The organism is Ornithinimicrobium cavernae (assembly GCF_003121625.1).
Classification (GTDB): Bacteria; Actinomycetota; Actinomycetes; order Actinomycetales; family Dermatophilaceae; genus Ornithinicoccus; species Ornithinicoccus cavernae.
In genome coordinates, this window is sequence record NZ_QDDJ01000002.1 from 339,009 (window position 1) to 351,512 (window position 12,504).

The window sequence follows — 12,504 nt, forward strand, 5'->3', positions numbered from 1 at the left end:
CTCAGAAGAGCGCCGACAACGCGCCCGGCGCGGTCAGCACCCCGAGCATCGCCCCGACCATCATCGGCGGGCCGTAGGCCAGATCGCCGGTGCGGCCGACGCGGCGCGTCACCAGGAGGAACACCGCGAAGAGCCCACCGACCAGGAAGCCCGCGTACATCCCGACGAGCACGGTCTGCCAACCGAACCAGCCCAGGCCCATCCCGAGCAGCGCCGCGAGCTTGACGTCGCCCAGCCCGACCGCCAGGGACCCCCGCGCGAGCGAGAGCAGCGCGAGCGCGAGGTAGGCCAGGCCGCACGCGAGCCCGGCCAGGACGACACGCCCCATCGCGCCCCACTCGGCGCCGATGAGGCCGGCGACCAGCAGGCCGGTGAGCAGGGTCCCCATCGAGGGCCACATCAGCCGGTCCGGCAGGCGGTGCACGTCGAAGTCCATCGCCGCCAGACAGACGCAGGACAGGGCGACGACCAGCAGCGTCAGGAGCACGATGCCGCGGACCGCCCAGGCGTACGGCGAGTCGACGCCCGGGTCGTCACCACCGGACTGGGCCGGCCCCGTCAGCAGCACGCGCCACGCCAGCACCCCCCAGGCGATCGCCAGCGACGGCACGACCCACCAGCGTGACCCCGGGATCGGCAGCTCCTCCTCGTCCGGCTTGCGATAGGTCACCCAGCGCAGCCAGCGGGCCACCGGCAGACCGACCAGCACCCCCGCCCCGGCCAGGAGCCAGGGCACCACCTCGACGGTCACTGGCGGGACTCCCCCGCCGCGGCCAGGGCGGCACGCAGGGCAGCGGCCATCGCCTCGACCGGCGCCTCGAGCCCGGTCATCAGCCGCACCTGGCGCACAGCCTGGTGCAGCAGCATCGCATCACCCCTGGTCACGCTCACCCCCTGGCTCTCCCAGTCGGTCGCCCACGGGGTGGGCCACCCGGCATACACCACATCACACACCACCGCACCGGACGGCAGCACCCACCCCGCCACGTCGGGAGTGGCGCCCGACGGCACCGTGCTGACGACGACCTCGGGTGTGCCCCACCGGCCCGGCCCCTCGGCATACCGACAGGTCCTGGCCGCCATGCCGAGCCGTTCGGCGAGGTCGAGCGCACCCGGACGGACCTGGTCGCGCACCAGCAGCGTCACCTCACGCACGCCGAACCGGCTCAGCGTGAGGAGCGTCGAGCGGGCCGTGGCACCCGACCCCACGACGGCGGCCGCGGACGCGTTGCCGAGCCCGGCCCCGCGCAGGGCCTGCTCCAGCCCGTAGACATCGGTGTTCTCGGCCCGCCAGCCCCCGTCCGTGCGCAGGAGGGTGTTGGCGCCACCGACGAGCCGGGCCTCCTCGCCCACCTCCGCCCCGAGCGCTAGCGCCTCCTCCTTCAGCGGCATGGTGACGGCCAGACCGACCCAGTCTCCGGGCAGCCGTTCCACGTATGCCGCGAGCTCACCGGCCGCGACCTGGTCCCGGTGGAAGGACCACCCCTCCAGTCCCAGGGCGTCGTAGGCGGCCCGGTGCAGGACCGGTGACATCGAGTGCGTGATCGGGGAGCCGACCACGCCAGCGCGCCAGGTCATCGGTCAGCAGCGATCCGGGTTGTCACGGCACCACTGCTGGAACTCGGCCTCGTACTGCTGGTGCTCCTCGTAGGTCTCGGTGAAGACCGTCTCACCCGTGTCGGGGTTGACCGTGACGAAGTACTCCCAGTCGCCCTCGGCCGGGTTCATCGCGGCCTCGATCGCTGCGGCGCCGGGGCTGTTGATCGGACCCGGCGGCAGGCCACCGTGCAGGTAGGTGTTGTAGGGACTCTCGTCGGCGCGCTGCTCCTCGGTGGTGCCGGCGCGCCCGCGCTCCTGGTGGATGTAGTGGATCGTGGAGTCCATCTGCAGGCGGCCGTCGGTCTCCGAGCCCTCCTGGAGGCGGTTCTCCACGACCCGGGCGATCTTGGGCAGGTCCTCGGCGAACAACCCCTCGGCCTGCACGATGCTCGCCTTGATGATGGTCTCGCGCATCTCCTCCTCGGCCAGGCCGAGCTCCTCGTAGCGCCGCGTCCCGAGGTCGATCATGGCCTGCAGCTGCTCCGCGGGTGTCGCGTTCGGGCTGAACTCGTAGGTGTCGGGGAACAGGAAGCCCTCCAGCTCGCCGTTGGCGGCCTCGGGCAGGTCCAGGGACTCGGGCTCGACGGCCTCGTAGTCCGCCACCTCGTTGCCGGTGGCGTCGGCGAGTGTCGCGAACACCTCGGCCTTCCACAGTCCCTCGCGGATCGTGACGCCCGCGACCTGTCGGGACGCCGGGTCGACCAGCCGGTCCAGCGCCGCGGCCGCGCTCATCTCCTTGGCCAGGAGGTAGGTGCCCGGCTGGATGCCGGTGGACCGCGGGTCGGCGGCGGCCGTGTTCGCGAACGCCTCCGCGGACGCCACGACACCGGCGTCGAAGAGGATCTGGCCGATCTGCCCGCCGGCCGCACCCTGCGGGATCTCGACCGTCACCTCACCGGTGCCGGTGCCCTCGAAGTCCTCCGGGGCCGAGCTGCCGAAGGACAGGTCCGGGATCATGCCCCGGACGGCGTTGAAGCCGACGATCCCGCCGACGAGGACGACCGCCGCCGCCACGACGATCGCGCCGATCCGCAGCAGCGGGTTGTGGTGCCGCACCGCGCGGCGCGGGCGGTAGCTCTCGTCGTGCTCGTCGTGGACGCCCTCGGACAGCACGTGGTCGGCCAGGGAGGCGTCGTGCTCGTCCTCCGGGTAGCGCTCGTCGTGGTGGTAGGTGTCACCCCGTGCCACGTCATACTCGGCGGGGTCCACCTCGTCGTGAGCGGCGTCGGAACGCACCTCGCCGGGGCCGGGCTCGCCGAGCAGGTCCTCGGCGTGCACCTCGCCCTGCTTGTCCTCACCAGCCCAATCGTCCGCCTGGGGTCGGCTCATGGTTGGGTTCCTTCGCTCTTCGTCCGAGACCGCCTCGCCCTGGGCTTGCGGCCCCCGAGTGTCTCACCGGCGGGGCGTCCGGTGTTTCGTTCGCTGTCTAGTGCAGCCTGCAGTATGACGACCGCTGCAGCCTGGTCGACACGCGCCCGGTGCTGTCGCCCTGGCACACCGCTGGCGTGCAGGGCGCGGTGCGCGTCCACCGTGGACAGCCTTTCATCGACCAGTCGCACCGGGATACCGCCGAGGCGACGGTGCAACGCAGAAGCGTAGTCCCGGATCGCTTGTGCGGCCACACCTTCCGTGCCGGCCAGCGTGCGTGGCAGGCCGACGACGACCTCCAGGACCTCACGCTCGCGAGCCTCGGTGACGATCTCGTCGAGGTCACTCAGCCCCGCGCGGTCGCGCCGCAGCGTCGCCACGGGCGTGGCCAGGATCCCCGCAGGGTCGCTCGCCGCCAGGCCGACCCGGGCGTCACCGACGTCCACACCGAGGCGCACGCCGGGTCGAACGGGCGGCACCGACGGGGCCGCGGGCGGGTCCTGCGGCGCGTCCGCAGAGGAGTCGCGCCGCGGACCCTCGGGGCCGGTCTCCCCCGCCCGGCGGGCGGCACCGTCACCCAGGAGCCCGCGCGGGGTGGAGTCACGCCCCGCGTCCCCGGAGGAGTCCCGCCCGGGGTCCGCGGAGAACGACGTCTCAGGCGCTACCAAGGGCCTGCTCGATCTGGGTGAGGGCCTCCGCGATCCGAGACGCGTCCTGTCCCCCACCCTGGGCCAGGTCGTCCTTGCCCCCACCGCCACCGCCGAGGGTCTGCGCGGCGACCTTGACCAGCTGCCCGGCCTTGAGACCACGGCCCCGCGCCGCCTCGTTCGTGGCGATGACGATGACCGGACGGTCGTTGACCGCGGACGCGGCGGCCACCACCGCGGGGCGCTCCTCGCCGAGGCGCGCCCGCAGGTCGGTCACCAGCCGGCGCAGGTCGTCTCCGGACACGCCGACACCGGCGTCGTGGCCCAGCCAGGTGATGCCGTTGACGTCCTTGGCGGAGGCGACCAGCCCGGCCGCGTCCGACATCACGGCCGCCTGCCGCATGGTCGCGATCTCCTTCTCCGCCTCCTTCAGGCGCGCCAGCACCTGGGCGATCCGGTCGGTCAGCTGCTCGGGACGCACGCCGACGAGCCCGGAGAGCTCGCTGACCAGGGCACGCTCACGGCCGAGGAAGCGCAGGGCGTCCATGCCCACCAGCGCCTCGATCCGCCGTGAGCCGGAGCCGACCGAGGACTCACCGGTCAGGGTGAGGGCACCGATCTGGCTGGAGTGGCGCACGTGCGTGCCGCCACAGAGCTCGCGGGACCACGGCCCGCCGATCTCGACGACCCGCACCTGCTCGTCGTAGGTCTCGCCGAACAGTGCCAGCGCACCGGCGGCCCGCGCCTCCGGCAGCGTCATGTAGGCCGCGGCCACCGGCAGGTCCTGGCGCAGCGCCAGGTTGGCGACCTCCTCGATCTCCGAGCGCGTCTCCGGCGAGAGCGAGGAGTTCCAGGCGAAGTCGAGGCGCAGGTAGCCGGGCTTGTTGTAGGAACCGCTCTGCAGGGCCGTGGGGCCGAGCACCTGGCGCAGCGCCGCGTGGACGACGTGCGTCCCGGAGTGCGCCTGGCACGCCTGGACGCGCCACTCGGGGTCGACCTGGGCGTTGACGCCGGCGCCCTCCGTGAGCTCGCCCGACTCGACCTCGACCGTGTGCACGATCAGCCCCTTGACCGGGCGCTGGACATCGCGGACGCGCAGGACCGTCCCGGAGGAGGTCTCGATGATGCCCTCGTCCGCGACCTGGCCACCGGACTCGGCGTAGAACGGCGTGCGGTCCAGCACGAGCATGCCGCGCTGGCCCTGGCTGAGCGCGGGGACCCGCTGCCCGTCGACCACCAGACCCCGCACGGAGGCCTCGCTGGTCAGCGTCTCGTAGGCGAGGAACTCCGTGGGGCCCTGGTCGCGCAGCTCGCGCCAGACCTCGGTGGAGGCATGGCCGGACTTCTTTGCCTTCGCGTCGGCCTTGGCCCGCTCGCGCTGCTCGCTCATCAGCCGGGTGAAGCCCTCGCGGTCCACGTCCAGCCCCTGCTCGGCCGCCATCTCGAGGGTGAGGTCGATGGGGAAGCCGTACGTGTCGTGCAGCGCGAAGGCCTGGTCGCCCGCGAGAGTGCTCTGGCCGGCCTCCTTGGCCCGCCCGACGGCAAGGTCAAGGATCGTGGTGCCCGAGGCGAGGGTGCGACGGAAGGCGTCCTCCTCGGCATACGCGATCTGGCTGATGCGGCCGAAGTCGGCCTCGAGCTCGGGGTAGGAGGCCTTCATGACGTCCTTGCTGACCGGCAGCAGCTCGGGCAGGGCCCGGTCCTGCACACCGAGCAGGCGCATGGAGCGCACGGCACGGCGCAGCAGCCGGCGCAGGACGTAGCCGCGCCCCTCGTTGCCGGGCGTGACGCCGTCGGACATGAGCATCAGGCCGGAGCGCACGTGGTCGGCCACGACACGGAACCGCACGTCGTCGCCGGCGTCCGTTCCGTAGGAGCGGCCCGAGAGGTCCTCGGCACGCTCGATGACGGGGTAGACCTCGTCGATCTCGTAGAGGTTGTCCACGCCCTGCAGCAGGTAGGCGACACGTTCCAGGCCCATGCCGGTGTCGATGTTCTTGCTGGGCAGCTCGCCGGCGATGTCGAAGTCGACCTTGGAGCGGACGGTGGAGAGCACCTCCTGCATGAAGACGAGGTTCCAGATCTCCAGGTAACGGTCCTCGTCCACCGCGGGTCCGCCGTCGGGTCCGTGCTCCGGCCCGCGGTCGATGTAGATCTCGCTGCAGGGGCCGCCCGGGCCCGGCACACCCATGTTCCAGTAGTTGTCCGCGAGGCCGCGCCGCTGGATGCGCTCGCTGGGGAGCCCGATGACCCGCGCCCAGATGTCGGCGGCCTCGTCATCGCCCTCGAGCACCGTTGCCCACACGGTGTCGGGGTCGAAGCCCAGCCCACCCTCCTGCTGGGAGCCGGTGATCAGCTGCCAGGCGTAGCTGATGGCCCCCTCCTTGAAGTAGTCACCGAAGGAGAAGTTGCCGTTCATCTGGAAGAACGTGCCGTGGCGGGTGGTCTTGCCGACCTCCTCGATGTCGAGCGTCCGCACGCACTTCTGCACGGAGGTGGCGCGGTCCCACGGCGGGGTCTGCTGCCCCAGGAAGTAGGGCTTGAACGGGACCATGCCGGCGTTGACGAACAGCAGGTTCGGGTCGTCGTACACCAGGGGTGCGCTGGGCACCACGGTGTGGCCAGTGCCTTCGAAGAAGGACAGCCAACGGCGGCGGATCTCGGCGGTTTCCATGGGCTCCTCGTCGTTCAGGGGGGACGCTGCACTCTATCTGCCGGAGCGGGTGCCGCGGATGATGGCACGGAGCTCGCGCCAGCGGGGGCCCAGGCGCTCCTCCCAGCCACGGTCGGTCGGGCGGTAGTACTCGGCGTCGACCAGGTCGTCGGGCAGGTACTGCTGCGGTCCCACGCCGTTGGGTTCGTCATGGCTGTAGCGGTAGCCCGCCCCGTGCCCGAGCTGGGCAGCACCCGCATACCCGCTGCCGCGCAGGTGGGCCGGCACGGCACCGCCGCGTCCGGCGCGGACGTCCTCGACGGCCGCATTGATGCCGCCGTAGGCGGCGTTGGACTTGGGCGCCAGGGCGTTGTGCACGACGGCCTGGGCGAGGATGATCCGTGCCTCGGGCATGCCGATCTGGGCAACGGCGTGCAGCGCGGCCACGGCTGTCTGCAGGGCGGTCGGGTCCCCCATGCCGACGTCCTCGCTGGCCGAGATCACGATGCGGCGGGCGATGAACCGCGGATCCTCCCCCGCCTCGAGCTGCCGTGCCAGGTAGTGCAGGGCGGCGTCGACGTCGCTGCCGCGCATCGACTTGATGAAGGCGCTGGCCACGTCGTAGTGCTGGTCACCCGCCCGGTCGTAGCGGACCGCCGCCTGGTCCACCGCCTGCTCGGCGAGCTCGAGCGTGATCGGCACGGTCTGGCCCTCGCGCCCCGCGGGCACGGCGTCCAGCGCCACGCCTGCAGCTGCCTCGAGGGTGGTCAGCGCGCGACGCGCGTCGCCGCCGGCGATCCGGATGATGTGGTCCCGGGCCTCGGGCTCGAGCGCGAAGGCCCCGTCCAGACCACGCTCATCGCTCAGCGCCTCGTCCAGGACCTGCCCCACCTGCTCCTCGTCCAGAGAGGTGAGACGGATCAGCATGGAGCGCGACAGCAGCGGGGCGATGATGCTGAACGACGGGTTCTCGGTCGTCGCCGCCACGAGGATGACCAGTCGGTTCTCCACGCCGGGCAGCAGCGCGTCCTGCTGGGCCTTGCTGAACCGGTGGATCTCGTCGAGGAAGAGGACGGTCTGACGGCCGTAGAGACTGCGCTCCCGGGTCGCCTGCTCCATCACGGCACGGACGTCCTTGACACCCGCGGTGACGGCGGAGAGCTCGACGAAGGTGCGGCCCGCGGCCTGGGCGACGAGGTGCGCGAGCGTGGTCTTGCCGGTCCCGGGCGGGCCCCACAGGATCGCCGACAGCGGACCCGCGGCCCCGGCGTGGCCCTCGATGAGACGGCGCAGCGGGCTCCCCGGGCGCAGCACGTCCGACTGCCCCCGGACCTCCTCGATCGTGCGGGGGCGCATCCGGACGGCCAGCGGCGGCTGCAGGTCGCCCGCGACATCGCCCTCGGAGTGCTGGGCAAACAGGTCATCACCCACGGAACCGGTCACCCCGGCAGGCTAACCGGCCACGCTGTCAGAGCCTCCTGCACCCGTCTGGTGACCCGGCTCGACCGGCCGGTCCGGTGGCGTGCGGCCAGACACCACTCCAGCCCGTTCTCGCACCGCCCGGCGACGGCTAGCATCACGCCGTGGCCCCGGAGACCCTCCTGCGCAGCATCACCGCACACGCCGAGCTGCTCGCGCTCAGCGCGGACGACCCGTTCGTCCGGTGGGGCATCCCGGACCCCCTGACCGGAGCTGTCCTGGCCAACCACGGAGCGGTGGCGGTCGAGCGCCTCGGCCGCCGCGGACGGGGCCTGTGGGTCCTCCCCCACTCAGGTGGCGGCAGGGCGGCGGTCCGCGACCTGCTCGGGGCGCTGGCTCTCGGGCCGGTGGAGGAGCTCGGCGTCACCGGCATCTCCCTCCCCCAGCCGTATGCCGCTGAGCTGGCCCAGACCTTCGCGCTGGGCCCCGGTGGGGAGTGGGACTGGATGTGGACCACCCGGGTGCCGCCGGTCGTGCCGCACGAGGACCGGCTGGTGGTCCTCGACGACAACCGCGATGCGCCTGAGCTGTCCGCCCTGTCGACCGTGCACAGCCCGACCGGCGAGGGTGATCCTGGGACGGGCCGGACCGGGCTCTGGCTGGGCATCCGCACACCGGACGGCGAGCTCGTGGCGGCCGGGGCCATGCAGTCACTGGAGTCTGGCGCACCACACCTGGCCGGGATCGTCACCCACGCTGAGCACCGTGGTCGCGGCCTCGGTCGCGCGGTGACCGCCGGCCTGACCCGGCACGCCGTCGCGGAGCACGGCGTGTGCACCCTGGGGATGTACTCCGACAACCCTCCGGCCCGCGCCGTCTACCTGGCGCTGGGCTACCGCACGGCCTGTGCCTGGCACTCCCGCCGTCTGGCCGGGCACTGACGTCAGCCGGCGGCCGCCTGGACCCGCAGGGCGCGCAGCAGATGGTCCTGCTGCTCGATCACGATGCGGCGCAACGCCCTCGGCGCCTCCGGGTTCTGGTCGAGCCACGTCTGCGCGGCCCGCACCGAGGAGTGCTCCTCCGGCGCCTGTCCCGCAGCGAGATCGCCCCGTGGGAACAACCCGACGGCCAGGATGCTCGCCATGACCATGGTGCGCTGTTGCCACCAGTCCGCGATCGCGGCGTAGTACCTGTCGGCATACTCCGCAGTCACGCCCGCACCGGACGGTTCGGTGAAGCCGGCCACCAGGGCACGCAGGTGGTCGTTGGTGAGGGTGTCATCCGAGGTCATCGCCTGCCAGGCCGCGGCCTTGGCCGACGTGGTCGGACGGGAGGCCGCCGCCCGCAGGTGCGCCGTGCGTCCACTCATGGTGTCGTCGCGGTCCAGCTCGGCCGCAAGGTCCTCGTCGGACCACGCGTCCTGCGCGACCAGGGCCGCCGCACCGGCCCACCGCAGGTCCCGGTCGACGTCCAGTCCCTGCGGCACGGCGCTGCCGTCGAGCAGTCCCTGCACGGCCGCCGTGCCCTCCGCGCCGCTGGCGGCTGCTCTCACCAGTGCCCGCGCCCACACGAGCTGCCGGTCCGAGCCGTGCTCCTCGGTGTGCAGCGCCTCGCGCAGCACCGCGAGGTGCTCCGCCTGCCAGCCCTGCCGCTCCGGCACCGGGACGAACAGCTCGATGGCCGTGTGCAGGTTCGTCAGTCCCGAGGCCAGCAGGGCGGCGTCCTCCTCACGCGGCAGCTGGTCGAGCGCACCGCGCACGTAGTCACCGACCGGCAACACGCCGTCGCGCACGGAGTTCCACAGCGAGGACCACACCAGTGCGCGACTGAGCGGGGCCTCGATCGAGCTGACGTGTGCCAGTGCCACCTGGGTCGAGGCGGCGTCCAGACGGACGGTCGCGTAGGTGAGGTCCTCGTCGTTGAGCAGCACGAGGTCGGCCCGCTGGCCGACCGCCTCGGTCACCTCGGTCTCGGTGCCCGTGACGTCCAGCTCGTATGCCGAGGTCCGGCTCAACCTGCCACCGTCCAGGGTGTAGCAGCCCACCACCAGGCGGTGCGGCCGGTCGACCGGTGCGCCACCGGCGAGGGGGTCACGCGCGTCCTGCCGGATTACCAGGCGGGCCAGCGCGCCGTCCGCCGCGCGTTCTGCGACGGGTGTCAGCACGGAGATGCCGGCCGTGCGCAGCCAGGCCGTCGACCACGCCTCGAGGTCACGGCCGGAGGCCGCTTCCAGACACTCCATCAGGTGGGCGACCTCGGTGTTGCCGAACGCGTGGCGACCGAAGTAGTCACGGGACCCGGCAAAGAAAGCCGACTGTCCGACATACGCCATCAATTGCTTGAGGACCGCGGCTCCCTTGGCATAGGTGATGCCGTCGAAGTTCTGCCGCGCCGCCTCCATGTCATCGATGACCGCCACGATCGGGTGGGTCGTCGGCAGCTGGTCCTGGCGGTACGCAAACTGCTTGCGGTCCATGGCAAAGCGGGTCCAGGCATCGGTGTACTCCGTCGCCGCGGCGGTGACGTGATAACCCATGAGATCGGCGAAGCTCTCCTTGAGCCAGAGCCCGTCCCACCAGCGCATCGTCACCAGGTCGCCGAACCACATGTGCGCCATCTCGTGCATGAGCGTGGTCGACAGGGACTGCCGCTGGGCGCGGGTGGACCGACCCCGGTGCAGGTACTGCTCGGTGAAGGTCACCAGGCCGGGGTTCTCCATGGCTCCGATGTTGTACTCGGGCACGAAGATCTGGTCGTACTTGCCCCACGGGTAGGGGTAGGCGAAGTGTTCGTCGAAGAAGTCGAGCCCCTGCCTGGTGAGGCGCAGCACCTCGTCGGCGTCCAGGTAGGGCACCATCGACTCCCGGCAGAAGACTCCGAGGGCGACCTCCTGGGCCGAGCCGTCCGCGCGCTCAACGGACCAGGTGCCGTCGACCCGGTGATAGGGGCCGGCGGCCACGGCCGTGAGGTAGCTGGACAGCGGCGGCGTGGGCGCGAAGGTCACTGTCGCAGAACCGTTCTGCACAGTCCGCGAAGCCTCTGGCTGGCCCGAGATGATCACCCACTCCTGGGGCGCGGTCACCACGAACGTGACCCGTGCCTTGAGGTCGGGCTGTTCGAAGACCGGGTAGAGCCGGCGCGCGTCGGTGGGCTCGAAGTGCGTGTAGAGGTAAGTCTGTCCATCCTGCGGGTCGGTGAACCGATGCAGCCCCTCGCCGCTGTGGCTGTAGACGCAGTCGGCCTCGATGCGCACCTCGTTGTCCGCGGCCAGACCCGGGACACGGACACGAGCACCGTCGTAGTCGCCCGTGTCCAGCGGTTGGCCGTTGAGGGTCACCGAGACGACTCGGTCGGCGATGAGATCGACCCACGTGTCAGGGCCGGTCGCCGTGAAGGTGATGGTGCTGACCACCCGGAACGTCGTCACCTGCGGGTCAGGGGCCGCACTCAGGTCCAGCTCCACCCGCTGTTCGTGGACGGTGATCATCGCGGCGCGCTCGGCACACTCGGCGTGGGTCAGGTTCGTCGTGGCAGTCACGGGGCCCCAGTCAAACAGACGACCGCGGCCTGCGGGCACGGTGCGCCACCGTTCGTCGCCCGCCACGTGGCTGTGTCCACAGGTTGTGGCGTGTCGCCGACACAGTGTCGGACACCTGTGCTAATTTTGGGTTAGTTGGAGAACGGTTCGCGACGGGGCGACCGGAAGGGGGTAGCGATGACGGTCAGCACGCTGGAGGCACGGCTCGAGGAGCTGCTCGTGCCGGTCATCGGGCCCGCGGGTCTGCCGGCGCGGCCGGAGGCGCCGGCTGATGGGCACCGGGACGGGTTGTCGGGGCTGCGGGAGACACTCCCCCACCTGACGGGGCTGCGAGAGCGACTGGCCACCTCCGAGGCTGAGGTGTTGCGGCGGGTCGGCTGCCGGGTCCACCGTCCGTGGCGGCCCGTGCTGTTCGAGCCGGCACCCCACGAGACGCCACCGGAGCACAACGGACCCGTCGCGCCGGAGCACAACCAACTCGTCCGCACACAGGACCAGGACACCGTGCCGGGTACGGCTGGTCAGCTGCCCGTGGGCGACCTCACCGACACCGCGGAGGCAGACACCGCCCGGCCGGATACCGCTGGGCCGGACTCGCGGGTGGTGGGCACCGCCCAGCTACAGGCGGGGTTGAGCACGTTGGGGGTGGATGAGGCGCTGGCCGAGTCGCTCACCGAGATCGTGTTGGCGTGTGTGACGGTGCGCAGCCCGGGTGAGCAGTCCTCGGTCGTGTCGCGGGGTCAGGCCCTGCTGGCGGCGGTGGAGACGTTGACGACGACGACCGGGGCGTTGGATGCGGTGCTGCTCTCGGCGGTGCGGCAGCTGACCGCGACCACCGGCCAGCTCCTCTTGTTGGATAAGGGTGCCACCACCCCCGAGGACCTGTCCGCCGAGGGCCGGGAGGAGTGGCGGGCGCGGGCCAAGGTCCTGACCCGCCACGAGATCGAAGCGGTCACCGGGTGGGGTGTGGGGGAAGTCAGCGACCTGGTCGCCCTGGCCGCCACCCCGGCCCCGGTGCGGGCCGCGGTCACCCACGCCCTGGCCACCGGGGAAGCCTCCTGGCGGTTGGCCCGCCGCTACTACCGGGAGTGCACCGACCTGACCACCACGGACGCCGCGGCCATCGCCCACGGGTTGTTCGGGGACGACCCCGCGGCCGCGGTCACCGAACGCCTCGACTCTGCTGGGGAGTGGACCGGGGACCCGTGGCGGCACAAGGAGTTCTACCGGGCCCTGTCCCGGGAGGCCCACAAGATCCGGGCCCGCGACCCCGAAACCAC

The 12,504-nt window shown here is 71.9% G+C and carries 9 protein-coding genes; 2 read left to right on the forward strand and 7 right to left on the reverse strand.

Features of this window, described 5'->3' with window-relative positions:
* Nucleotide 1: 1 nt before the first annotated feature.
* From DA085_RS03330 to DA085_RS03355, 6 genes are read right to left on the reverse strand one after another with little or no spacing between them, the layout of a single operon-like run.
* Nucleotides 2-751 carry a prepilin peptidase gene (locus tag DA085_RS03330; protein WP_109471500.1) on the reverse strand — a complete coding sequence of 250 codons (750 nt, stop codon included), beginning with the start codon at nt 749-751 and terminating at the stop codon, nt 2-4.
* A complete protein-coding gene (locus DA085_RS03335) occupies nt 748-1,578 on the reverse strand; it encodes a shikimate dehydrogenase (RefSeq protein WP_109471501.1) in 831 nt (276 codons plus the stop codon). The genes DA085_RS03330 and DA085_RS03335 overlap by 4 nt, the downstream gene beginning before the upstream one ends.
* Nucleotides 1,579-1,581: 3 nt before the next feature.
* Nucleotides 1,582-2,928, reverse strand: a complete 1,347-nt coding sequence (gene mltG, locus DA085_RS03340; RefSeq protein ID WP_109471502.1) for an endolytic transglycosylase MltG — start codon at nt 2,926-2,928, stop codon at nt 1,582-1,584.
* The gene (ruvX, locus tag DA085_RS03345; protein ID WP_337189758.1) at nt 2,925-3,635 is read right to left on the reverse strand and encodes a Holliday junction resolvase RuvX; all 711 of its coding nucleotides are present in this window, start codon (nt 3,633-3,635) and stop codon (nt 2,925-2,927) included. The genes mltG and ruvX overlap by 4 nt, the downstream gene beginning before the upstream one ends.
* Entirely contained in the window at nt 3,622-6,288 is a 2,667-nt protein-coding gene (gene alaS, locus DA085_RS03350; protein ID WP_109471503.1) for an alanine--tRNA ligase, read from the reverse strand. The genes ruvX and alaS overlap by 14 nt, the downstream gene beginning before the upstream one ends.
* Before the next feature lie 33 nt (nt 6,289-6,321).
* The gene (locus DA085_RS03355; protein WP_419866493.1) at nt 6,322-7,710 is read right to left on the reverse strand and encodes a replication-associated recombination protein A; all 1,389 of its coding nucleotides are present in this window, start codon (nt 7,708-7,710) and stop codon (nt 6,322-6,324) included.
* A 140-nt stretch (nt 7,711-7,850) separates the two neighbouring features.
* Between DA085_RS03355 and DA085_RS03360 the strand changes: the two genes are divergently transcribed.
* Nucleotides 7,851-8,627: a GNAT family N-acetyltransferase gene (locus DA085_RS03360; RefSeq protein WP_109471504.1), complete on the forward strand. Its 777-nt coding sequence runs from the start codon at nt 7,851-7,853 to the stop codon at nt 8,625-8,627.
* Between the two features lie 2 nt (nt 8,628-8,629).
* Here DA085_RS03360 and pepN read toward each other — a convergent pair whose 3' ends face one another.
* On the reverse strand, nt 8,630-11,224 hold the full coding sequence (gene pepN / locus DA085_RS03365; RefSeq protein WP_272914469.1) for an aminopeptidase N: 2,595 nt from the start codon (nt 11,222-11,224) through the stop codon (nt 8,630-8,632).
* 177 nt (nt 11,225-11,401) lie between these two features.
* Between pepN and DA085_RS03370 the strand changes: the two genes are divergently transcribed.
* On the forward strand, nt 11,402-12,504 hold a 1,103-nt coding region (locus DA085_RS03370; RefSeq protein WP_154402082.1), incomplete at its 3' end, for a hypothetical protein.